This window comes from Dactylosporangium sp. CA-139066 (genome assembly GCF_050936175.1).
Classification (GTDB): Bacteria; Actinomycetota; Actinomycetes; order Mycobacteriales; family Micromonosporaceae; genus Dactylosporangium.
Genome location: NZ_JBNJNH010000001.1, coordinates 6,119,975 through 6,140,908, shown reverse-complemented (window position 1 = coordinate 6,140,908; position 20,934 = coordinate 6,119,975). Strand labels below are relative to the sequence as shown.

The 20,934-nt window shown below is 74.5% G+C and carries 23 protein-coding genes and 1 riboswitch; of the genes, 8 read left to right on the top strand and 15 right to left on the bottom strand.

Annotated features, from left to right (window positions below; genetic code table 11):
* Positions 1-12: 12 nt before the first annotated feature.
* The 4 genes from hpnE to ACQEVU_RS28180 form a co-directional block, all read right to left on the bottom strand.
* A complete protein-coding gene (gene hpnE, locus ACQEVU_RS28195) occupies positions 13-1,377 on the bottom strand; it encodes a hydroxysqualene dehydroxylase HpnE (protein ID WP_433328672.1) in 1,365 nt (454 codons plus the stop codon).
* Positions 1,378-1,631: 254 nt separating this feature from the next.
* Positions 1,632-2,540 (bottom strand): phytoene/squalene synthase family protein, encoded by a 909-nt coding sequence (locus ACQEVU_RS28190; RefSeq protein ID WP_433328670.1) that lies wholly within the window; start codon positions 2,538-2,540, stop codon positions 1,632-1,634.
* A gap of 204 nt (positions 2,541-2,744) precedes the next feature.
* Positions 2,745-3,593, bottom strand: coding sequence for a squalene synthase HpnC (gene hpnC, locus ACQEVU_RS28185; protein ID WP_433328668.1), 849 nt, complete (start codon positions 3,591-3,593; stop codon positions 2,745-2,747).
* A gap of 100 nt (positions 3,594-3,693) precedes the next feature.
* The gene (locus tag ACQEVU_RS28180) at positions 3,694-3,939 is read right to left on the bottom strand and encodes a hypothetical protein (protein ID WP_433328666.1); all 246 of its coding nucleotides are present in this window, start codon (positions 3,937-3,939) and stop codon (positions 3,694-3,696) included.
* A 127-nt stretch (positions 3,940-4,066) separates the two neighbouring features.
* Between ACQEVU_RS28180 and ACQEVU_RS28175 the strand changes: the two genes are divergently transcribed.
* Positions 4,067-6,091, top strand: a complete 2,025-nt coding sequence (locus ACQEVU_RS28175) for a wax ester/triacylglycerol synthase domain-containing protein (protein ID WP_433328664.1) — start codon at positions 4,067-4,069, stop codon at positions 6,089-6,091.
* Here the strand turns inward: ACQEVU_RS28175 and ACQEVU_RS28170 are convergent.
* On the bottom strand, positions 6,086-6,526 hold the full coding sequence (locus ACQEVU_RS28170; protein ID WP_433328662.1) for a hypothetical protein: 441 nt from the start codon (positions 6,524-6,526) through the stop codon (positions 6,086-6,088). The genes ACQEVU_RS28175 and ACQEVU_RS28170 overlap by 6 nt on opposite strands.
* A gap of 114 nt (positions 6,527-6,640) precedes the next feature.
* Here ACQEVU_RS28170 and ACQEVU_RS28165 point away from each other — a divergent pair, with 114 nt between their 5' ends.
* Together ACQEVU_RS28165 and ACQEVU_RS28160 are read left to right on the top strand one after the other, a co-directional pair.
* A complete protein-coding gene (locus ACQEVU_RS28165; protein WP_433328660.1) occupies positions 6,641-7,390 on the top strand; it encodes an SDR family NAD(P)-dependent oxidoreductase in 750 nt (249 codons plus the stop codon).
* A gap of 132 nt (positions 7,391-7,522) precedes the next feature.
* The gene (locus ACQEVU_RS28160; RefSeq protein ID WP_433328658.1) at positions 7,523-7,978 is read left to right on the top strand and encodes an SPW repeat protein; all 456 of its coding nucleotides are present in this window, start codon (positions 7,523-7,525) and stop codon (positions 7,976-7,978) included.
* 56 nt (positions 7,979-8,034) lie between these two features.
* Here ACQEVU_RS28160 and ACQEVU_RS28155 read toward each other — a convergent pair whose 3' ends face one another.
* Both ACQEVU_RS28155 and ACQEVU_RS28150 read right to left on the bottom strand, forming a co-directional pair.
* On the bottom strand, positions 8,035-9,036 hold the full coding sequence (locus ACQEVU_RS28155) for an NlpC/P60 family protein (RefSeq protein WP_433328656.1): 1,002 nt from the start codon (positions 9,034-9,036) through the stop codon (positions 8,035-8,037).
* Positions 9,037-9,043: 7 nt separating this feature from the next.
* Positions 9,044-9,176, bottom strand: a riboswitch (cyclic di-AMP (ydaO/yuaA leader).
* Between the two features lie 101 nt (positions 9,177-9,277).
* Complete coding sequence (locus ACQEVU_RS28150; RefSeq protein WP_433328654.1) at positions 9,278-9,730, bottom strand: MarR family winged helix-turn-helix transcriptional regulator; 453 nt, start codon at positions 9,728-9,730, stop codon at positions 9,278-9,280.
* A 126-nt stretch (positions 9,731-9,856) separates the two neighbouring features.
* Here ACQEVU_RS28150 and ACQEVU_RS28145 point away from each other — a divergent pair, with 126 nt between their 5' ends.
* From ACQEVU_RS28145 to ACQEVU_RS28135, 3 genes are read left to right on the top strand one after another with little or no spacing between them, the layout of a single operon-like run.
* Positions 9,857-10,615: an alpha/beta fold hydrolase gene (locus ACQEVU_RS28145; protein ID WP_433328652.1), complete on the top strand. Its 759-nt coding sequence runs from the start codon at positions 9,857-9,859 to the stop codon at positions 10,613-10,615.
* A gap of 24 nt (positions 10,616-10,639) precedes the next feature.
* Positions 10,640-11,026 (top strand): hypothetical protein, encoded by a 387-nt coding sequence (locus ACQEVU_RS28140; RefSeq protein ID WP_433328650.1) that lies wholly within the window; start codon positions 10,640-10,642, stop codon positions 11,024-11,026.
* The gene (locus tag ACQEVU_RS28135) at positions 11,014-11,520 is read left to right on the top strand and encodes a hypothetical protein (protein ID WP_433328648.1); all 507 of its coding nucleotides are present in this window, start codon (positions 11,014-11,016) and stop codon (positions 11,518-11,520) included. Before ACQEVU_RS28140 ends, ACQEVU_RS28135 begins: the two co-directional genes overlap by 13 nt.
* Before the next feature lie 63 nt (positions 11,521-11,583).
* On the opposite strand, the gene ACQEVU_RS28130 is transcribed toward ACQEVU_RS28135, so the two are convergent.
* Together ACQEVU_RS28130 and ACQEVU_RS28125 are read right to left on the bottom strand one after the other, a co-directional pair.
* Positions 11,584-12,111: a hypothetical protein gene (locus tag ACQEVU_RS28130; protein ID WP_433328646.1), complete on the bottom strand. Its 528-nt coding sequence runs from the start codon at positions 12,109-12,111 to the stop codon at positions 11,584-11,586.
* 75 nt (positions 12,112-12,186) lie between these two features.
* Complete coding sequence (locus ACQEVU_RS28125; RefSeq protein WP_433328644.1) at positions 12,187-12,759, bottom strand: TetR family transcriptional regulator; 573 nt, start codon at positions 12,757-12,759, stop codon at positions 12,187-12,189.
* 85 nt (positions 12,760-12,844) lie between these two features.
* Here ACQEVU_RS28125 and ACQEVU_RS28120 point away from each other — a divergent pair, with 85 nt between their 5' ends.
* The gene (locus ACQEVU_RS28120; RefSeq protein ID WP_433328642.1) at positions 12,845-13,741 is read left to right on the top strand and encodes an SDR family oxidoreductase; all 897 of its coding nucleotides are present in this window, start codon (positions 12,845-12,847) and stop codon (positions 13,739-13,741) included.
* Positions 13,742-13,828: 87 nt separating this feature from the next.
* Here the strand turns inward: ACQEVU_RS28120 and ACQEVU_RS28115 are convergent, their stop codons facing one another.
* The 3 genes from ACQEVU_RS28115 to ACQEVU_RS28105 all read right to left on the bottom strand — a co-directional run bounded on the left by ACQEVU_RS28115 (position 13,829) and on the right by ACQEVU_RS28105 (position 17,924).
* Complete coding sequence (locus ACQEVU_RS28115; RefSeq protein WP_433328640.1) at positions 13,829-14,443, bottom strand: hypothetical protein; 615 nt, start codon at positions 14,441-14,443, stop codon at positions 13,829-13,831.
* Positions 14,444-14,518: 75 nt separating this feature from the next.
* Positions 14,519-15,631, bottom strand: coding sequence for a barstar family protein (locus tag ACQEVU_RS28110; protein WP_433328638.1), 1,113 nt, complete (start codon positions 15,629-15,631; stop codon positions 14,519-14,521).
* Positions 15,632-16,658: 1,027 nt separating this feature from the next.
* A complete protein-coding gene (locus ACQEVU_RS28105; protein ID WP_433328636.1) occupies positions 16,659-17,924 on the bottom strand; it encodes a YbiU family protein in 1,266 nt (421 codons plus the stop codon).
* Between the two features lie 91 nt (positions 17,925-18,015).
* Here ACQEVU_RS28105 and ACQEVU_RS28100 point away from each other — a divergent pair, with 91 nt between their 5' ends.
* Positions 18,016-19,101 (top strand): ROK family protein, encoded by a 1,086-nt coding sequence (locus ACQEVU_RS28100; RefSeq protein ID WP_433328634.1) that lies wholly within the window; start codon positions 18,016-18,018, stop codon positions 19,099-19,101.
* A gap of 142 nt (positions 19,102-19,243) precedes the next feature.
* On the opposite strand, the gene ACQEVU_RS28095 is transcribed toward ACQEVU_RS28100, so the two are convergent.
* The 3 genes from ACQEVU_RS28095 to ACQEVU_RS28085 form a co-directional block, all read right to left on the bottom strand.
* On the bottom strand, positions 19,244-19,660 hold the full coding sequence (locus ACQEVU_RS28095) for a response regulator transcription factor (protein WP_433328632.1): 417 nt from the start codon (positions 19,658-19,660) through the stop codon (positions 19,244-19,246).
* 108 nt (positions 19,661-19,768) lie between these two features.
* A complete protein-coding gene (locus ACQEVU_RS28090; protein WP_433328630.1) occupies positions 19,769-20,200 on the bottom strand; it encodes a YkvA family protein in 432 nt (143 codons plus the stop codon).
* Positions 20,197-20,832 (bottom strand): alpha/beta fold hydrolase, encoded by a 636-nt coding sequence (locus ACQEVU_RS28085; protein ID WP_433328628.1) that lies wholly within the window; start codon positions 20,830-20,832, stop codon positions 20,197-20,199. Before ACQEVU_RS28085 ends, ACQEVU_RS28090 begins: the two co-directional genes overlap by 4 nt.
* Positions 20,833-20,934 lie beyond the last annotated feature (102 nt).

The following is a 20,934-nucleotide window of genomic DNA, read 5'->3' as shown; positions in this document are numbered from 1 at the left end:
GTGTCGTACTCCTCAGGACTCAGATGCGGAAGCTGATGCAAGGTGCCGGAGGACGATGTCGGCGGCGGCGTTGCCGCTGCGGACCGCGCCCTCCATGGTGTCCGGCCATCCTGTGGCGGTCCACGCGCCGGCCAGGACCAGGCCGGGAAACCGCGTGGCGGCGGGCGGCCGCAGCGCCTGCACGCCCGGCGACTGCCGGATCGTGGCGTGCGGTTCGCGGGTGACGAACGCGTCGAGCAGCTCCGTCGCGCGGGCACGGGGCAGCAGCTCGGCGACCGCGTCCCGATAGCGGTCGATGAGGTCGGACGCCGGGACGTCGATGAGCGCCCCGGCCCCGGACAGCGACAGCACCAGCCGCTGGCCGGCGTCGCCCGCGGCGGCGGGGAGCCGGAACAGCCATTGCACGGGCGAGTCGACCGCCGCGGCGAACGGCAGGGCGGTCACCGGCGCCGCGTAGTGCAGGTGCACGTTGACGATCGGCGAGGTCCCCAGCTCGAGCCAGCGCCGCGGGTCGGGCACGGCCCCGGCCGGCACCAGCCGGCTGGCGGCGGGGTGCGGCACCGCGAGGACGACGGCGGGCGTGCGCACCTCGCCGCCGCCGGCCGCGACGGTGTACCCGGCCCCGTCGCGCTCGATGCGCCGCACGGCCGCGCCGCAGCGCACCCGGGCGCCGATGCGGCGCAGCAGGTGCAGCGCGGTCTCGGCGTGGACGGTGGCCAGCGGCGCGGTCAACCGGCCGATGTCGGCGGCGTCGGCCGCGTCGAGCAGCCCCGTGCGGAAGACGTGCGCGGCCAGGGCGAGCGAGGCCTCGGCGCTGGGCACGTTCAGCGCGGCGAGGGTGACGACGTCCCAGAGCCGCCGCACCGCACCCGGCCCCTGTCCGTGCTCGGCGAGCCACTGCCCGAAGGTGACCTCGTCGGCCGCGGGATCCTCCACGGCCACGCCGCGCAGGGCCGCCGCCGCCCGGATCGCGGCCCAGCGCTCGGGGCGGCTGAGCAGCCCGTAGCGCAGCAGCGCCGGCACGAGGTGCGCGGGCGCCGGCAGGGCGTAGCGGCGCAGCCCGTACTGCCGGCCGCCGGGGGCGAGCACCGGGACCGTGAACCGCCGCTGCAGCTCGACGTGGGGCTCGCCGCCGATCGTGCGCAGCAGCTCGCGGTACTCGGTGTAGCAGCGCAGGAACACGTGCTGGCCGGTGTCGACGGGCACGCCGCGGCGCTGGAACGTGTAGGTCGCCCCGCCCAGCCGCGAGCGGCGCTCCAGCAGGGTCACGGGCCGGCCGGCCCGCGCGATGCGGACCGCCGCGGCGATGCCGGCGAGGCCCCCGCCGATGACGCAGACCGGCTCGGGCCCGCCGCGTCCGGCGGACGCTCCGCTCATGCCAGCACCTCCGCTTCGCTCCGGCGCCCGCATGAGTTGAGACGTTCATGATGAGCGGCCACTCCGCTTCGCTCCGTACCGCTCATGCCAGCACCTCCGCTTCGCTCCGGCGCCCGCATGAGTTGAGACGTTCATGATGAGCGGCCACTCCGCTTCGCTCCGTACCGCTCATGCCAGCACCTCCGCTTCGCTCCGGCGCCCGCATGAGTTGAGACGTTCATGATGAGCGGCCACTCCGCTTCGCTCCGTACCGCTCATGCCGTCGCCCGGGTCAGCGAGCGGCCGGCGATCCAGGCCTTGCGCGCGGTCGGCAGCGAGATCCGCCCGGCGGTGACGGCCATCGGATTCCGGGCGATGCGGCGCAACAGGTCCCGGTAGATGCCGGCCATGGTGGCCACGCAGGCGGCGCTTCGCCGGTCGAGCAGGGGCAGCAGGCGCAGGCCGTTGCCGTACCAGGTGTCCGCGCGGCTCGCCTCGAACTGCACGAGGGCGGCCAGGCGGTCCGGGGCGTCCGTGAAGCGCCCGTCCTCCCAACGCAGCTCGCAGCCGAAGCGCCGCAGGTCGCCGGCCGGCAGGTACCGCCGGCCGAGACCCGCGTCCTCGGCCAGGTCCCGCAGGATGTTCGTCAGCTGCAGGGCCACGCCGAGGGCGTCGCCGTAGGCGGCGGCGCGCCGCTGGTCGCGGCTGCCGAAGACGCCGACGCTGATGCGGCCCACCGAGCCGGCGACGCTGCGGCAGTACCACAGCAGGTCGTCGAAGTCCTCGTAGCGCCGGCCGGCGGCGTCGGCCTGGCAGCCGTCGATGATCTCGTCGAACGCGGACAGCGGAATAGGCCGCCGGGACGCCGCGTCCCGGACGGCCAGAATGACCGGGTCGTCGCTGAGCCGGCCCGGCGGCCCGTGCAGATCGCGGCGCAACGCCTCCAGGCGGTCTGCCTTCACCATCGGGGTGAGCAGGCCGTCGTCGCCGATGTCGTCGATGCGCCGCGCCAGCGCGTACGCTGCCGACATCGCCCGCCGCTTGGGCACCGGCAGCAGCCGGATGCCGTAGAAGAAGTTGCGGGCCTCCCGCCGGGTCAGTTCCTCGCAGCGCCGGTAGGCGTCGGCGACCCGGTCGGTCTCATCGGTGTTGTGTCGTTCGGATGCGGCTGTGGTTCTCGTCAACGCCTTCCCCCGTAACGCCAACGAACATGCGGATCGGACGGGACCCCCACCCGCCACGGCGGTGGGCCGAGCCGGCGCCGTCCGGTGAACGCTGGAAGCGACTGCACCTGAAATGCCGTATGTAGGACGGCGCCGCTGTGCGACCAGCGGCCTCTTCCCGGACCGTGGTGACCGAAACACAAACCGGGCCGGTCGTGGCGGCGCTCAGCCCGCCGCCCGCAGGGCCGCCGCCATCCAGTGGCGCAGCACCAGGCGCCGTGGAACGACCACTCGGTTGGCGAGCGGGTCGTGGCCGGCCCGGGCCAGGGAGGTCAGCGCGGCCCGGCCACCGGCGACGTAGCCGCCGACGGCCAGGCGCGCCCAGCCGTCGAGGCTCGAGACGAGGGGTGCCCCGGACTCGAGCCAGGCCGCCGCCCGCTGCGCGGTGAGGGCGATCAGGTCGCGCAGCGCCGGCGTGGCGGCGTCACCACTGAGATCACCCTCGGACACCCCGAACCGCTTCATGTCCTCGCCCGGCAGGTACACGCGGCCCCGCCGGTGGTCCTCGGCCACGTCCTGCAGATGCTCGATGATCTGCAGGGCGGTGCAGATCCGGTCGGACAGTGCGACCCGTTCCTCGCTGGCCCGGCCGAAGACGTGCAGGACGAGCTCGCCGACCGGGTTGGCCGACAGGATGCAGTAGCGGACGAGCTGGTCGAAGGTGGCGTACCGGGTGACGACCTGGTCGACGCGGTTGGCCTCGACCAGCCGCAGCAACGGGTCCGCCGGCAGGTCGCACGCCGCCACGCACGGGCCGAGCGCCCGCACGACCGGCTCGGCGACGGGCCGCCCGGCGTAGAGGTCGTCCACCGCCCGCGCCACCGCATCGAGCGCCGCGAGGCGCTCGGACCGGCCCCCGGCGACCGCGTCCGGCTCGTCGCCGAGGTCGTCGACGTAGCGGGCGTAGCCGTACAGCGCCTCCAGGTGCGCCCGGACGCGGGCCGGCAGGACGCGCAGCGCGACCGGGAAGTTCTCGGCCTGCCGGGCCGAGCGGAAACGGTCCGCGTTCGACATGACCCCCCGCTCGTGCGCAACCCTGACCGGGCACGCCGATACCCGCGCCCTTCGCGGCACAAACCGAACGTTTTGCGTAGACCGGCACGGGTAGCCACCGTCAGGCGGATCCGCGGCGCGACTGCGGGGCGCGGCGGGCGAGCAGGATGAGTCCGGCGGCCAGCGCCAGCACGACGGACCAGCGCCAGGCCGGGATGCGCACCAGGTGCAGGAACAGGCGCGGCCGGCCCATCGGCTCCGTCGGCACCCGGCCGTCGGCCCGGAACTGCAGCAGCGACGAGCAGCCGAAGGCGGCGGCCGCCCCGGCGGCGAGCACCGTGCCGAGCATCGCGGCCGGTCCGTCCAATACGACCTCCGGTCCGCCCGCCGTCCCGCGCGACCCGCTACCCCCGTGCCGGGCGCCCAACCACGGTTTCGCCGGATGGCGGCGCGGGTAGGGCGGGCCGGTTTGGAATCCGGCGAAGGGGTACGGCATGCAGCGCTCGGCGGGACAGCACCCGCGGCGGGTCCTGATCCTGTCCGCCGACATCGGCGGCGGGCACGACGCGACCGGCCGGGCGCTGCAGGAGCGGGCGGAGCGGCTGTGGCCGGGCAGCGTGGTGCGTTGGGCGGACACGCTCGACGTGATGGGCCGCTGGGTCGGCCCGGCGTTCCGGCGGATCTACACCACCAACGTCGAGCTGACCCCCTGGCTCTACGAGTTCTTCTACGCGGCGCTGTGGCGGCACCGCTGGTTCACCCGGGCCGCCAAGCGGTTCGTCGGCGCGTGGGCCGGCCGGCGGCTGGCGCCGGTGCTCGAGGCGTTCGAGCCCGACGTCGTGCTGTCGACGTACCCGCTGGGCAGCGCCGGGCTCGCCTGGCTGCGGGCCCGCCGCGGGCTCGGCGTTCCGGCCGGCGCCTGGGTGTCCGACTTCGCGCCGCATCCGCTGTGGGTGTACCCGGAGCTCGACCTCACGTTCGTCGCGCACCCGGCCGCGGTGCCGCTGGCGTCGGTGGCCGCCCCCGGCGCGCGGGTCGACGTGTGCGAGCCGCCGGTGGCCGGGCGCTACCACCCGGGTGACCCGGACGCCGCGCGCCGGTCGTTCGGCCTGGACCCGCGGCGCCCGGTCGTGCTGGTCTCGTGCGGCTCGCTCGGCTTCGGCGCCGTGCAGGAGGCGGTCCGGGCGCTCGCCGAGGGCGTGCCGGCGGTGACGGTCGTGGCGGTGTGCGGCCGCAACGAGCGGCTGCGGCAACGGCTGTCACGGTGGCCGCACCCGCCCGGGCGCCTGCGGGTGCTCGGCTGGGTCGACCGGATGCCCGAACTGCTGCAGAGCGCCGACCTGCTGATCACCAACGCCGGGGGCGCGACGGCGCTGGAGGCCGTGGCGGCCGGCGTCGACATCGTGATGTACCGCCCGATCGCGGCCCACGGTGCGGCCAATGCCGCGCTCATGACGGCCTGCGGCCTCGCGGAGACGTGCGCCGGGCCCGCGCAGCTGGTGTCCTGGGTCCGGGCCCGGCTCAACGGGCCGGCCCCCGGCGCGGTGGTCCGCCCGGGCGGGCGCCCCGATCTCGGCCTGGCCGCGCTCCTGGACGCGGCGGCGGCCACCGCGGCCGCGGCGCCGGGCCCGGTGCGGCGGCGCCCCAGCTGGCCGATGCGCGCCCAGGACGCGTTCTTCCTGTACGTCGAGTCCGCCTCGGTGCCGCAGCAGATCGGCGCCGTGATCGACCTCGGCCGGCGCCCCGACGGCCGCAGCATCGGGGCGGAGGACGTCGTGCGGCTGCTGGCCGGCCGGCTGGGGGAGTTCACCGCCCTGCGCCGGCGGCCGGTGCACCGGGGCCGCTGGCGCCGCCCGGGGTGGGTCGTCGAGCCCGTGCCCGACCCGGCGGCCCACGTGCAGGCGCGGGCGCTCGCCGCGCACGGCGAGACGCTGCCCGACGCGGCGGCGACGGCCCGGGCGGACGCCGCCGTCGACGAGTTCTGGAGCGGGCCGCTGCCTCGCGACGGGCCGCCGTGGCGAGTGCTGGTGCTCACCGGGCTGCCGCTGGGGCAGACCCGGCTGGTCGTGGCGATGCACCACAGCCTCGCCGACGGCCTGTCCGCGGTCCGCGCGCTCCAGCGCCTGCTGACCGACGCCGCCGAGGCCCGCGCGCCGGCGACCACCCGGCGCGCCATGCCGGCCGCCCGCCCCGGCGCGACGCTGCCGGACTGGCTGCGGCGCGGCCGTACCGTCTGGGGCGGCCTGGCCCGCCTCGCCGGCTCCGGCACCGCGCCGGCCACGGCCTGGAACCGCAGCGCCTCCTCGGGCGGCCGGCGGCTGCTGCGGGCCACGGTGGCCACCGCCGACCTGGCCCGCCTCGCCCGCCTCTGCCGCGCCCATCCGAGCGAGGTGGCGTGCGCCGTCGTCAGCGAGGCGGTGCGGCGCACCTGGCCCGGGGAGTCGATCCCGGCGCGGCTGCGGGCCATGTTCGCGGTCGCGCTCGACCTGCGGGCGCGGGGTAGACGACGCCGTTCATGACGTGGCCCGACGGGTACTCGACCTGCCCCCGGGTGCGCGAAGATCTCCACCCCGCCGTTGTGCGGCGTGCCGCGGTCGGTCCACCGTTTCAGGGTCACGATGAACACGGTCGCCACGATCGGCGTGGCGCCGGCCGGCATGATCGGGGCGAGCGAGCGCAGCCGGCCACGCCACGGCGAACGACACCAGCACGGTCAGCGCGGTCAGCGGCCCGCCCTGCCCCAGATGGTCCAGCACCAGCGCCGGGCGCAGGGTCGCCGGGGTCGCCCGCTCGGCGCACCAGGCGCGGACGGCGAGGTCCGCCCGAGCCAGCGGCGGCCACCACGCCAGGGCCGCGGTGATCGCGGCGAACCCGGCGACGAGCGCCGCATCGAACCACCACCCGCGCGGGGCCGGTTCCGGGTAGGGCCGGTCCCGTGCCGCGTGCTGGTCCATGCCGCCCCGATACCCGGGGTGCCCGGCTTCAGCCGGTGCAAAAAGTGGCATCGGGCGGGCGCCGGGTAGTGGCCCGGGGCCGGTCGGTTCCGGGGTGACGAACGGAGGTCGAGGATGCGGCTCGCCGGATCGGTGGTGCTCGTCACCGGTGCCTCCTCCGGCATCGGCCGCTGCGTGGCCGCCGACCTCGCCGGGGCGGGCGCCACGGTGATCGTGACCGGCCGGGACCCGGCCCGGCTGCGGGCCGTGTCGCGGGAGACCGGCGTGCCCGGGGTGCTCGCCGACCTGTCGCGGCCGGGCGCCGGCGCGCGCCTGGCCGAGCGGGTGCTCGAGCGGTGGGGCCGCGTCGATGCGCTGGTGTGCAACGCCGGGGTCGGCTGGGCGGGTGACGTCGCCGGCATGCCCGAGTCGGTGCTGGACCGGCTGCTGCAGGTCAACCTGCGCGCGCCGATCGACATGACCCGCGTGCTGCTGCCGGGGATGCGCGAGCAGGGCGGGCACCTGCTGTACGTGACCTCGATCGCCGGCCGGCTCGGGGTGGCCGGCGAGGCGGTCTACGCGGCGACCAAGGCGGCCCTCGACGTGTTCGCCCACAGCCTGCGCCTCGAGCTGCGCGGCCGCCCGGTGCGGGTGTCCACCGTCGTGCCGGGCGTCGTCGACACCGAGTTCTTCGACCGGCGCGGGCGGGCGTACGAGCGGCGCATCCCGCGACCGATGCCGCCCGGCCGGGCCGCCGCCGCGGTCGTGCGTGCACTGCGTCACGACCGGGCCGAGGCCTACCTGCCGGGCTGGCTGCGGCTGCCGGTGGCCGTGCGGGCGCTGCTGCCGGCGGTGTACGACGCGATGGCCGGCCGCTTCGGCTGACCCGTTTTTCGCATCAAACCGGGGTCACCGGGGTGATTACGAGCGATTGTCCACGAAATGCGTCGGGTGGGAGGTGGCGGGTAGTGGGCCGGTTGGAACGCAGCTGGTTGTCGTCTGTACGGGAGGTGCATTGTGTCCGGGGTTTCGCAGTACCGCGAGATCGGGGAGCACCCCGACGCCCTTGAGATGCGGCAGCGGTTCGAGCGGGTCGCGGCGAGCGGTCAGGCGGTCGCCATCGACGGGCTGGTACTGCTGGCCGGTGGCTGGCTGGCCATTTCGCCGTGGGTCATCGGGTTCAGCGGTTCGGCGCCGAATGTGGCGGTGAACAACCTGATTCTGGGCATCCTGGTGGGCGTCATCGCGCTCGGGCTGGCCATGGCCCCCGCGCGGATGTACCGGCTCAGTTGGGCGATGACCGCGATCGGCGTGTGGATCATCGTGTCGCCGTTCATCATCCAGCGCTCGTCGAGCACGGCCGGCATCGTGTGGAACAACGCGGTCACCGGCGGGATCACCGTGCTGCTGGGGCTGGGGGCGGTCGCGCTGCTGATGACGGCGCGCCGCCGGGTTCCGGAGACCCGTCGCTAGGCCCCGCCCGTCCTGCCGCTCGGTCCCCGCAGGCACGGGGACCGAGCGTCGCCCGGTTATGGGCGGCCGTAGCCGTACAGCGTGTCGATGTCGATCGGCGAGACCTTCACGACCGTGCGGCTGTTCGGGGCGTGGATGATCTGGTTGTCGCCGATGTAGATGCCCACGTGCCCCAGATTGTTGTAGAACACCAGGTCGCCCGGCTGCAGCTGGCTTCTGGAGATGTGGCGGACCTTCGCGTACTGCTGTGCGGCGTTGTGCGGCAGCGTGACGCCGGCCGCCTTCCACGCCATCATGGTCAGGCCCGAGCAGTCGAACGTGTCCGGCCCCGCGGCGCCCCAGACGTACTGCTTGCCCCGCTGCGCCCAGGCGTAGGCGACCGCCTTGCCGGCGGCGCCGTTGACCTTCGGGGGCGCGCCGGGGTTGGTGTTCGTGTTCGTGGTCGGGGCGGGCTTCTTCGCCGCCGCGGCCGCGGCCTTGGCCGCCGCGTCGGCCTTGCGCTGCATCTCGTCGAGGCGGGCGATGTCACCCTCGATCTGCTTCTTGCGGGTCTCCAGCTCCGCCTTCTGCCGGTTCTGCGCCGCGAGGGTCTCGTTGAGGCGCTGCTTCTGCGCGTCGAAGGTGGTCTTCGCCGACGTGTATGCGGCGAGGTCCTGCTGCTGGCTGCGGGAGATCTGCTCGAGGGTGCCGACGCGGTCGAAGAACGCGTCGGAGGAGCCGGCGCCGAGCACCAGCGACATGGTGCGCAGGTTGCCGCCGCCCGTCTTGTAGGCGTTGACGGCGACCGAGTCGGCGTCGGCGTGCGCCGCGTCCATGCGGGACTGCAGCGGCACCAGGTCGGCCTCGAGCGACGTCAGCGCCGTCTGGGTGGCGGCGAGGTCGCCGTTGACCTTGTTGTACTGCTCGACGATGAGTTCGACCTCGTTGTTGCCCTTGTCGATCTGGGCCTGGATTTCTTCGGGGCTCGGATCGGCGTGCGCGGCGCAGGCCGGGGCGATCAGCGCGGCGACCGCCACGCCGACGACTACGGAGCGCAGCGTCGTTCGTCCGTTGAACACGGCACAGTCCTTCTTCCGTGACCGCCTACCGGGTTAGCTGACGGGTTCGGGCGAGAAGAAGGTGCGCCCTACCGTGGTCACGGATTCACCCCAGGAACGGTGGGTCCCCGGCTCGGAATACGACTCGGCGGCGCCCGCCCGGGTCACCCGGGGTTGGATGACTGTGGCCGGCGGGCTCGACACCGAACGTAACGGAATGATCTCGGCGGCGAAACCGCCCAGCGGGGGATATAAGCAACACTTAACGAGAACGAAAGCGAGCGCGTCGCGGGTCGACATTGCCCGTCGTGGCCGTCAGTATGCCGGGGAGCTCGGCCACCGTGGCGGCGGCCAGGCCGGCCACGGTCTCCTCGGCCAGCGCGCGCCAGGTCTCCTTGACCCGCTCGGCCAGCGCCGCGCCGCTCTCGGTCAGCTCGACCAGGCTCGCCCGTCTGTCGGTGGGCGCCGGCGCGCGGCGGACGTGCCCGGACGCCTCGAGCTTGCGGATCATGAGCGTGACGCTGGGCGGCTCGCAGCCGAGGGCCTCGCTGAGCTGCGCCTGGATGCGGGGGCCGGTCCGGTCGAGCTCGAGCAGCAGCGCCTCCTGGCCCGGATGCAGCCCCAGCGGGGCGAGCAGCGTCGCGGCCCGCGCCCGGTGGCGCAGGCTCAGCAGGCGGATGGCCTGGTTGATCGCGTCGGCCGCAGCGAAGTCCACGACCCCTCCTTGACCGGATTCGTTATGCGCACCACGCGGCCGTCGCCGGCGCCGGGCCGCCACGCCGGGTCTGCGAAACCAGGGCCGCGTGCGACACAATCAGGGCGGACGACGGGGGAGGTCGCGATGCAGCGGTACGCCGAGATCAACGGCCTGCGCACCTGGTACGACGAACGCGGCGCGGGCGAGCCGGTGGTGCTGCTGCACGGCGCGATCGTCGACTCGCGCTGCTTCGCCGGCAACCTCGACGCGCTGGCCGGATCGTTCCGGCTCTACCAGCCGGAGCGGCGCGGCCACGGCCACACCCCGGATCCGGGCGGCCCGCTCAGCCCGCAGGTCATGGCGGCCGACACGGTCGCGTTCCTGGAGCACGTCGTGGGCGAGCCGGCGGCCCTGGTCGGCTACAGCGCGGGCGCGGTGGTGGCGCTGCTGGCCGCGCTGGCCCGTCCGGACCTGGTGTCGCGCCTGGTGCTCATCAGCGGCGCGTTCCACCAGGACGGCGGGCTGCTGCCGCCCGCCTCGCCCGCCGACATCCCGCAGGTCATCTACGACCAGCACGCCGAGGTCTCGCCGGAAGGACCCGGCCATCTCGCCTCCGTCATCGAGCGGATCGCCGCCTCCGCCGCGGCCGGGGACCTCGCGCTGAGCGCGGCCGAGCTGAAGGCGGTGGGCTGCCGCACGCTGGTGCTCGTCGGCGACGACGACGCCGTCTCCCTCGAGCACACCCTGGAGCTGTACCGCGGGCTGCCCGACGCCGAGCTCGCCGTGGTACCGAACGCCTCGCACACGCTGCTGATCGAGAAGCCACGGCTGTGTGCCGACCTGGTCGCGACGTTCCTCGGCGGGCCGGCGGCGCCGACGCACATGCCGATCCGGCGGGCCTGACCCATGGTCCGCTACAGTGCGCCGGTGATCTCCACCCGGACCGAACTGGTCATCGCCGGGGCCGTGCTCATCGCGGGGCTCGGCTGGTGGGCGGCCCAGAGCCTGTTCCCGGTCGCGCCGCCGTCGCCGTTCCAGCTGGCCGCCGCGGCCGGCTGTGCCGAGGCGTCCCGGCTGCCCGCCCAGCCGGGCGTGCGGGAGAGCGTCCAGTGCCAGGTCAACCACCACGACGTCACGGTGGTGACGTTCGACGACGGCCGGCAGCGCGACGACTGGGTCAGCCACATGCACACCGAGACCGTCGTCACGTTCGGCGCCGAGACCGTGGTCGCCGGGGGCCGCTGGGCCGTGCTGACCGCCGACGCCGGGGCCGCCGACCGGCTCGCCGTGCAGGCGCACGGGTGGCGGGTGTGAAGGCCGCGGCCTGGGAGCGGATCGAGGTCGCCACGCTCCTGCTGCTCACGCTCACCGGGCTGTTCGCCCTGATCGCGGTCGCCGACATCGCCGCGCTGCTCGCCGTGATCCCCGGCCTGCCGACGCCGTCGTTGTCACTGCTGGAAAACGGCCAGCGCATCGGTACCGCGGAGACGTTCCTCTTCTACACCCAACTCCTCGCCGCCGTCGCCTGGTACGCCCTGGCCACCCTCCTGGTGCGCAGCCGCGACGGCGATCCGGACGCGGTCCTGCGCACGCGCACGGTGGTGTTCTGGCGGATCGGCGCGGCGGTCGTGGTGGCCGCCGGCTTCGCCCTGCCGCACGCCACCCTCGCCGACGAGCACGGCTTCACGCTGCGGCTGGAGCTGATGATCCCGCTGCTGGTCGCCCGCCTGGCGCTGACGGTCCCGCTGGTGATCGCGGTGCTCCGCCTGCGCCCCCGCCTGCGCGAGCTGCTCTTCGCCGCCGCCTGACGCTCGACGCCGAGGCGAGCGGCCCGGTTTGGTCCACTATGGACAACCAGAGTCGGAGTCCGGTCAGCTGACGAGCTGCTGCTCGCGGTCGGCGGCGGGCGCGGCTTCCTGCTTGGCGAGGCGGCGGATCGCCCGCTCGGCGAAGAACAGCGGCACGATGCCGAACACGCCGAACGACATGTCGATGAGCTGCCACCACCGCGGGATGCCGCGGACCGGGCCGGCGATGAGGGCCAGCGGGATGACGGCCACGCACGCGATCATGCCGAAGTGCACGACCCAGATGTTGCGCACCGGGTCGCGGTACGGGCCCCAGAACGCCACGGCGATGACGAGGTGCGCGAACGCGAGCCAGTCGGTGCCGTACGCCATGAACGGATACTGCCGGCCGGTCTCGACGATGCCGTGGTGGACGCGGTCGAGGAAGTCCACGAGCACCGGCAGGTGCTCGGGCGCCGGCGACCACGAGGCGTGCAGGATCCGCACCAGCAGCCCGCTCTCGGCCTCGAGCGGAAACGCGGTGACGCCGCTGATGTCGAGGCCGATCACAAACAGGACGAGCCAGAAGCGGATTCGGGTGAGGTCGCGCACGGCGGGAGCCTAACCCGCGCCAGCCCCGATGCATGACCGCCTGGGATGGATCTCCATCACATCTCCACAGCGGCGTCAGGCCGCCGGCGCGACGAGCGAGCGCAGCTCCCGCAGGACATCGGTCTCGATGTCGGCGATCGAGCGGGTCTCGCCCTCGCGAATCCACCGGGCGAACGCGATCCCGAACACCGTCATGCCGGTCTGCGCGGCCACCTCGGCCGTGGCCCGGTCGACGCCGCGCGCCTGCAGTGCGGTGGCGAGCGTCACGCCGAGGGTGGCGAGCTTGTGCAGCTCGCGCTCCTGCAGCGCCGGGTTCTCGTCGATCACCGACTGCCGGGTCCGCGAGTGCGGGCGGTGCTCGTCGGTGAAGAAGCCCGCGCCCGAGCGCAGCGCGGCGGTGACCATCTCCATCGGCGACGCGCCGGGCGGGGCCGACTCCACGCCCTCGACGAACGTGCGCACGAGCCTCTCCTGGCCGTAGAACAGGACCTCGCGCTTGTCGCTGAAGTGCCGGAAGAAGGTGCGCTCGGTCAGGCCGACCGACTGCGCGATCTCCGCGGCCGTGGTCTGCTCGAAGCCACGCTCTGTGAACAGCTCCAGCGCGGCTCGTTGCAGCCGCTGCGGGGCTCCCGGTTCCCATCGCACCACAGGATCAGTGTAGTGATGGCAGCGGCTGACATGGCGAGGTACGCTATGTCTGTCACTGACATCGCACGTCGAAGGAGCGCACGTCATGCGCGTATTCGTCACCGGAGCCTCCGGCTGGATCGGCTCCGCCGTGGTCGACGACCTGCTCGCCGCCGGCCACGAGGTCACCGGCCTGGCCCGATCCGACAACTCCGCCGCGGCACTGGAGGCCAAGGGCGCCCGCGTCCGGCGCGGCGACCTCGACGACCTGGACAGCCTCCGCGCCGGCGCGGAGGCCGCCGAGGCCGTCATCCACCTCGCCAACAAGCACGACTGGTCCAACCCGGCCAGTTCCAACGCGGCCGAGCGCAACGCCGTGCAGACCATCGGCGACACCCTCGCCGGCAGCGGGCGCCGGTTCCTGCTCGCCTCCGGCGTCGCCGGGCTCTCCCAGGACCGCGCGGCCACCGAGGCCGACCCCTCGCCGTTCCACGGCCCGGACTCGCCCCGCGGCGGCAGCGAGAACCTCGCGCTCGAGTACGTCGAGCGCGGCGTGCACAGCGTGAGCCTGCGCTTCGCCCCAACCGTGCACGGCGTGGGCGACCACGGGTTCATCGCGATCATCGGCGCGGTCGCCCGCGACAAGGGCGTCTCCGGCTACCCGGGCGACGGCAGCACCGCATGGTCGGCCGTGCACCGCACCGACGCCGCCCGCATGGTCACGCTCGGCCTCGAGAAGGCGCCGGCGGGTTCCCGCCTGCACGCCGTGGCCGAGACCGCCGTGCCGTCGCGGGTGATCGCCGAGGCGCTCGGCCGCGCGTACGACCTGCCCGTCGCCTCGATCGCCCCGGACGACGTGCCCGGCCACTTCGGCTTCATCGGCGGCTTCTTCGCCATGAACCTCGCCGCGAGCAGCACCGCGACGCAGGAGCTGCTCGGCTGGACGCCGACCGGCCCCACCCTGGTCGAGGACATCGACGCGGGCGCGTACTCAAAGTTCTGACCGCGTGCCCGGCCAAATCGCGGGCCCGGCCGGCGGCATCTCGGACGGGGATGTCGCCGGCCGCGCGTCGCCGGGCAAAGGCTGGGCCTACGTCGAGAACGCGCCGACCATCGCCAACACGATCAGCACGGCGACAACGGCGAGCAGCGCGGCCACGGTCAGCACCCTGCGCGGCCGCCGGGGCGCGGGAGGTGACACCGGTGCCGGGACTGGGACGGGCGCTGGGACTAGCACGGGCGCTGCTACGGGAACGGGCTCCGGCACCGGGGCGGGCGGTGGGAGCGCGGCGACGCGGTCGGCCTCTTCCGCCGCGGCGATCAGCCGCGCGATGTGCACGCTCGCCGCGCGCAGCCGGTCGGCCTCCTTCGCGGTGAGCTTACGGTCGGCGATGATCGCGCACGCCCGGGCGACGGCGACGACCAGCGCCGGGTTCGTCACGAGCCCGCGATGACCGGCGAACAGTGCCGAGACCGTCTTGTGGTCGACCGCCTCGCCCGGCGCCAGCCGCCGGGCGCGGACGACGTCGGCGAGCTGGCGGCGGATACCCTGGCTGTGCCCCTTCGGCCCGGTCCGGCGCCGACGACCACGGCGCCGTTCGGCGCGGCGGGCGGCTCGGGCGGCCGCTGAGGTCAGCGCCGCGACGAGCTTCTCGACGGATTCGTCGACCGCCTGCCACCACGGCGTCACCACGTCAGTCAACATCCGCCCCGTCCCCGAGAGTCCCGTCCGCCCGCAATTCTGGCGGCCGGCCGCCATCCGCGCGCGGCGGGGGAGCCGTCAGCGCAGCTCGACGTCGATGCGATGCTCGGTGAGGATGGCGAGCAGGTGGTCGAGGGTGATCGCCGGCCCGTACCGGTGCCGGTCGTAGCCTTCGACGAGGTGCCCGCGGGCGACCGCGGCGTCGCGCCACACGAGCCGGAACGGCGGCCGTGCACCGAAACCGCCGGCGAAACAGTCGTCGAGGGCGTCGAGATTCCAGCCGAAGTACCCGCCGGGCCCGTTGATGGCCTCACCGATCGCGCAGTAGAACCCCTCGATGTCGGTGACGAACCGGCCGTCGAGCTCGTACGTGGCGCCGGCCGCCCGATCCGGCGCCGCGGTACCGGCATGGGACAGCGCCAGCCCCAGCCACTCGTGACGCAGCGCCCGGTCGTACGGCCCCCACAGGTTGCGCTCGCCCGGCCGCCCGCCCCGCCACCGCTCGACGACGCCCCGCGCGGCGGCCGGGTGCGGCTCACGCGGATCGCTGCTGACGGTAACGTCGACCAGCCCGTCGCCGAGCCCGGACGGCGCGACCGCCACGACGGTACCGGTCACCTCGTAGCCAACCAGCCGCACGACCGCACCGTCGTCCCCAACGAGGCACACCTCGGCGGAGAGCTCGCTGTCGAGGCGCGGTGCGGACCGGCATCCGCGAAGCACGACCCACGGTACTGGCGGCTCGCCCTCGCCCCGGAACACGCCCGTGACGTCCGCGCAGCCGCCGCACGGCTCGTCACCGGGCCCGCTGAGCACGTACCCGGTGACGTCCGCGGGCCCCCACACGGCGTCGGTTCGGTCGTACACTTGGACGATGCCGTCGAGATCGACGTCGAGGAGTCCGCTCCCGGCCGCCGAGGGTCGTGCGCGCAGCACCGTCACGTCGAGCAGTTGCTCGCCCACCCAGCCGCGCCGCGTCGCCGGGTCGCCCGGCCGGGCCGCGAGCCACACGTTGCCGAGCCACCCTGTCCCGCCGTCGCGCAGGATCGCGGCAAGCGGCCCGTCGGGCACGCAGCCAACGAGGGTGTACTCCTCACGCGCCCGCGGCGGCAGATCGGCGAACAGCCCTTCGATGTCGGCGCACGCCACGATCGGCTCGTCGTCCTCGTCACGCAGCAGCCATCCGGACACGGCGTCAGATCGTAGCGAGACCAAGCCCACCACGGCGGAACGCGCCGAGGCTACCCACACCCAGACGCCCAACGACGGCGTCGGTTCGCGGTGCGTTCCTTGTCCGCGCCGGTCGGCAGCGCCGAGGCCGCCCGCGCCGAGTGGCCCAACGACGGCGTCGGCTCGCGGTGCGTTCCTTGTCCGCGCCGGTCGGCAGCGCCGAGGCCGCCCACGCCGAGTGGCCCAACGACGGCGCCGGGTCGCGGTGCGTTCCTTGTCCGCGCCGGTCGGCAACGCCGAGGCCGCCCACGCCGGGCCGTTAACGGCGGCGCGTGGTCGCGGTGCGCTCCCGTCCACGGCCGGCCGACAACGCCGAGGCTTGCGAGACCGGGCGTCCGACGACGGCGTGCATGAGGTCGGTGCGAGGTCCAGCCCGCGACGGCTCGCCACGCCGGGGATAGATCACGCCCGAAATGTCCGGCCGGGTCAGAGCTGCCGGGCCGCGGCGCCAAGTCCTCGCGAGGGCCCACAACGCGACGGCCCACAACGCGACGGCCGGCCGCCGCGTCAACTCTCTCCGAGGCCGAGCGCCCGACGACCGGCCGCGCCGAGGCGACCAGGCCATTATTCCCGGGCGCGGGTCGATTCGTTGCGTGGCCCGGCCCCGGCGCGGCTGGCCGGTCGAGGTCCTCCCGCGCCGAGGTCGGCCGGGCTGAGGCTCGCGGGACTGAGGCTGGCCGGGCCGTGCTGGTCGGGCCGACATTCCCGGGCGCGGGTCGTTCGTTGCGTGGCCCGGCCCCCGCGGCGGCTGGCCCGTCGAGGTCCTCCCGCGCCGAGGCTGGCCCGGGCCGAGGTTGGCGGGGCTGAGGCTGGCCGGGCCGTGCTGGTCGGGCCGACATTCCCGGGCGCGGGTCGTTCGTTGCGTGGCCCGGCCCCCGCGGCGGCTGGCCCGTCGAGGTCCTCCCGCGCCGAGGCTGGCCCGGGCCGAGGTTGGCGGGGCTGAGGCTGGCCGGGTCGAGGTGGGCCGGGCGTGGTGGTCGGGCGGGGGTCAGGTCGTGGCGAGGTCCAGGCCGCGGCGGCCGATCGCGTTCAGGTCCGAGAGGCCGAAGCGGTCCGGCCACGAGCGCTCGTAATGCTCCTCCGGAAAGTCCGCCGGGCTCGAGCCCGTCTCGAACGCGGCGCGGACCTTCGCCGCGTAGCGCTCGTTGCGTGGGCACCACGGGGCGGCCGGGATGTACATGACGTTGCCCCAGCCGCGCTGGTTTCGCACCGGGGCGACGCTGTGGATCATGTCGCAGTGCCACCAGACCGAGTCGCCGGCCTTGACGTCGGGGATGCCGGCCTGGGCGCGCATGAGCAGGGGGTGCCACTGCTCGTTGGCCGGGAAGACCTGGTTGACGGTGACGCCGCACATGTCGTCGTCGGGGACGTCGGCGAGCAGGGGGCGCAGCATCAGGTAGGCCATCGCGCCCGGGATCGGCACCGTGTGGAGCACGCCCTGGTCGTGGTCCATGTCCGAGAGTGCCGTCCAGCCCTGGAAGGTGCGGAAGGCCGAGCACATGGTGCTGCCCGGATACTGCGGGCCGTCGGTGCGGTAGGCGGCGTCCCACGGGTCGTACTGCTCGACGCTGCCGTCGAACAGGTGCCGGAACGCCCGCTGGTAGGCCTGGGTCATCCACAGGTCGAGCGTGCCCGGGTCGAGGTGGGTGCCCAGGCCGGCGGAGTCGGCGCCCTCCGGACGGCGGCGGATGCGGTCGGGGTAGAGCGAGTCGCGGTCCGGGTCGAACCATCGCACGCCCTCCGACTCGTACTTCCACTGCCGGTTCAGGAACGCCTGCACCCGCGCCATCCGCTCGCTCTGCCGCGCCTGCATCTGCGCCGCCGACCAGTAGATCGGGTAGATCTCGGGCTTGGAGCCGACGGTGCCGAAGAAGTCGTCGCCCGGGCCGCGGTAGTGCTCGAAGAACCGGTTGCCCTCGACGTAGTCGACGATGCCGCGGTCCCAGCCCAGCGCCTGCTCGCGCTCGAAGTGCCCGCGCACGACCAGGCAGCCGCGGCGGTGCAGGAGCGCCTCCTGCTCGGCGGGGACGGTGCCGGCCGCGATGTCGGCGTAGTCGATGACCGGCCACACCGGCTCGCCGCGGCTCAGCGTGGCCTCGATGTCCTCGACCTCGGCGGCGATGCGCCGCTCGACGACGGCGAAGACCTCCTCGACGGTGCGCCCGGACGCGGCGATCCGCGCGCGGATGGCGGCCTTGATCTCGCGGACGGCGGCCGGCAGGTCGGCCGGCGTCTCCTCCCAGTGTGGAAGCATGGGCGCTCCTTCTAGTTAAGGCGCTTTACTTGATGTAGACCGTACCGAGGGGGACTCTTCTAGGCAAGGGGCCTGACTAGAATTGGCACACATGGACCTGCTCCGCTCGCAGACCGACGAGCACGTGCTGCGCGCCCTCATGCGCCACCGGCGCCTGACCCGCGCCGAGCTGGCCGCCGAGATCGGGATCTCGAAGCCGACCGCGGGAGAGAGCGTGCGCCGCCTCGCCGAGCGTGGGCTGGTCGCCGACACGGGCGAGCGGACCCCGGGCGGGCGGGGCAAGGGCCGCGTCGGCTCGTATTACGCGCTGGCCGAGTCGGCCGGCATGGCCCTGGCGGTGTCGATCGCGCCGCAGGGCATCGTCGGGGAGATCTTCGACGCCTACGGCGACACCGCCGACCGGCTCGAACACTCCGTCGGCCGCCCGGCCGCGCCCGCCGACGTCGCCGCCGCGCTCGAGCGCGTGTGCTGGGAGCTGGCGGCGGGTGCAGGGCCGCCGCGGCTCGCGGTGGTCTCGGCGGCCGACCCGGTCGACCGGGCGACGGACCGGCTCGTGCACCTGCCCGACGCGCCGTTCCTCGTCGGCGAGCTCGACCCGGTCGCCGTCATGGCGGCGCACGTGCGCGGGCCGGTGACGGTCGACAACGACGTCAACTGGGCGGCGCGGGCCGAGCGGGAGCACGCGGGGGAGGACTTCGCGTACCTGTACCTGGGCGAGGGCCTCGGCTGCGCGCTCGTCGCCGGCGGCGAGGTCATCCGCGGCCGGTCCGGCTTCGCCGGGGAGATCGCGCACCTGGTCACGACGGGGCCGCAGGGCCGCGCGATGCCGCTGATCGAGGCGTTCGGCCGGCTCGGCGTGCGCCTGCCGGGCACGACGGCGATCGACGCCGGCGCCGTGCTGGCCGCGGACCGCCGGGCCGTCGGCGCCGCGGTCGCGGGCGTGGTCGCCGCCGTCGTCGCGCTGGTGGACCCCGGGCTCGTCGTCGTCGGCGGGACATGGGGCCCCGCGCTCCTCGGCGCCATTGAGGAGGGCGTTGCGGAGCTGGCTCGTGCGGTACCGCTGAAACCCGCCGCCGTGACGAAGGAGCCCGCGCTGGCGGGGGCCCGCCGCGCCGCCCTCGAACGGCTGCGCGCGGCCGTCGTGGGCGACGCGGCTCAGGACAGTAGCGGGTCTTGATGTGGGCCGGCAGCGTGCGGGCCGAGTAGGGCTGCGCGCGGCCGTCGTGGGCGACGCGGCTCAGGGCAGTAGCGGGTCTTGATGTGGGCCGGCAGCGTGCGGGCCGAGTAGGGCTGCGCGCGGCCGTCGTGGGCGACGCGGCTCAGGACAGCAGCAGGTCCTCGATGTGGGCGAGCAGCGTGCGGGCCGAGTAGGGCTTCGCGAGGTAGGCGTCGGCGCCCGCCATGCGGCCCTCCATCTCGAAGTTCACCTGGGTACGCGCGGTCAGCATGACGATCGGCACGGCGACCGTCGACTCGATGTTGCGCAGCTGCCGGCACACCTCGACGCCGGACATGCCCGGCATGGCGACGTCGAGCACCACCGCGTCCGGCGGCCGCTGCTGGATGAGCGCGATCGCCGCCGGCCCGTCGGCCGCCGTGGCCACCTCGTAGCCGCCGCGCGCCAGCTGGGCGGCCATGAGCGCCCGCAGGTCGGGGTCGTCGTCGACGGCCACGATGTACCCGCGGTGCCCCTCCAGCCGCGGCAGCTGAACTCCCGGCCCTGCGATGCCGATCACCGGCGCTCCCCTTTCGTGTCGATGTTGCCCCGCCCACGATCGTCGCCGGCCGGGGGAGCATCCACGGTGCGATCGAGGAGCCGGGCGGGAGTGGCCTGCCCAGCTGCTTCAGCCGGCGCTGCGCAGGCCGGTCAGGCGGCACAGGGCGGCGAAGCCGTCGTCGGTGCCGGGCCAGTGGGCGCGGACGGCGTCCAGGCCGGAGCGGCGCACGGTGGAGCGCAGCACGGCGACGACGATGATGGCGTCGTCGGCGTAGCCCAGGACGGGGACGAAGTCGGGGATCACGTCGATCGGGACGGCCAGGTAGACCAGCAGCAGCCCGAGCCGGACCCGCACCCCGCGCGGCATGGCCGGATCGGAGGCCAGCCGGCGCAGCAGCCGCAGCAGGTCCGGCAGCAGGCGCACCGCCTCGCCGAGCTGCGCCCTGCCCGGTTTGGCGATCAGCAGCGCGACGATCAGGGCCGCCCAGACGACGACCAGCGCGGCCGCGAGGCCGATCACGGTTTGCAGCCACCACGGCATGAGGGTGTCGTCCTTCACTGGTCCTGTGGAGCGCCGGTCTCGGCGGCCACGGCGGCGGCCTCGAAGTCGGCAAGCGCGGCGGCGCAGCGGTCGATCGCGGCTTGCGCCGCGGTCCGGCCCGGGGCCCCGAAGTAGTCGCGGGCGATGATCTTGGCGATCCAGGCGCGGAACCGCTCGAGGTCGGCCTCGGACTCCTCGACCTCGGCGTACGTCGCGCGGCCGCGGGCGGTCTCGGCCGCCGCGCCGACCTGACCCTGCTGGGCCCGCATTTCGGGATAGACGGCATCGGTACGCGCGTGCGCCGACACCGCCACCAGCTTCTCGACCAGGTGCGGATGGTCGGCCGCGGCCCGCAGCGCGACCCCGCCGCCGAGCGAGTAGCCGACCAGCGCCGCCTTCTCCAGCCCCAGATGCCCGATGAGCGCGGCGATGTCGCTGCCCATGATCCCGAGGTCGAGCGGCCGGTCGACGTCCGCGGTCCGCCCGTGGCCCTGCAGGTCAACGGCGATCACCTGCCGCCGCGCGGCCAGCGCCGGGATCACGGGCCCGAACATCTCGCCGGACCCGAGCCCGCCGTGCAGCAGGATGAGCGGCCGGCCCTCGCCGTGCGTCTCGTAGTACAGGTTGATTCCGTTCAGGTCTGCATACATGACCCGACCGTAACCGCAGCTGTGGGCCGGCGCGGCGGATGCCGTGCTGCGGTGGGCGGTGCCACCCGGCGGGAGGCACCTACCGTCGCGCCGACCAGTGGC

What these genes read in the sequence shown, in the direction of transcription:
- hpnE (WP_433328672.1), bottom strand. Translation starts at nt 1,377, where the DNA reads ATGAGCGGAGCGTCCGCCGGACGCGGCGGGCCCGAGCCGGTCTGCGTC.
- hpnC (WP_433328668.1), bottom strand. Translation starts at nt 3,593, where the DNA reads ATGTCGAACGCGGACCGTTTCCGCTCGGCCCGGCAGGCCGAGAACTTC.
- ACQEVU_RS28175 (WP_433328664.1), top strand. Translation starts at nt 4,067, where the DNA reads ATGCAGCGCTCGGCGGGACAGCACCCGCGGCGGGTCCTGATCCTGTCC.
- ACQEVU_RS28170 (WP_433328662.1), bottom strand. Translation starts at nt 6,526, where the DNA reads ATGGACCAGCACGCGGCACGGGACCGGCCCTACCCGGAACCGGCCCCG.
- ACQEVU_RS28165 (WP_433328660.1), top strand. Translation starts at nt 6,641, where the DNA reads ATGCGGCTCGCCGGATCGGTGGTGCTCGTCACCGGTGCCTCCTCCGGC.
- ACQEVU_RS28145 (WP_433328652.1), top strand. Translation starts at nt 9,857, where the DNA reads ATGCAGCGGTACGCCGAGATCAACGGCCTGCGCACCTGGTACGACGAA.
- ACQEVU_RS28120 (WP_433328642.1), top strand. Translation starts at nt 12,845, where the DNA reads ATGCGCGTATTCGTCACCGGAGCCTCCGGCTGGATCGGCTCCGCCGTG.
- ACQEVU_RS28115 (WP_433328640.1), bottom strand. Translation starts at nt 14,443, where the DNA reads ATGTTGACTGACGTGGTGACGCCGTGGTGGCAGGCGGTCGACGAATCC.
- ACQEVU_RS28105 (WP_433328636.1), bottom strand. Translation starts at nt 17,924, where the DNA reads ATGCTTCCACACTGGGAGGAGACGCCGGCCGACCTGCCGGCCGCCGTC.
- ACQEVU_RS28100 (WP_433328634.1), top strand. Translation starts at nt 18,016, where the DNA reads ATGGACCTGCTCCGCTCGCAGACCGACGAGCACGTGCTGCGCGCCCTC.
- ACQEVU_RS28085 (WP_433328628.1), bottom strand. Translation starts at nt 20,832, where the DNA reads ATGTATGCAGACCTGAACGGAATCAACCTGTACTACGAGACGCACGGC.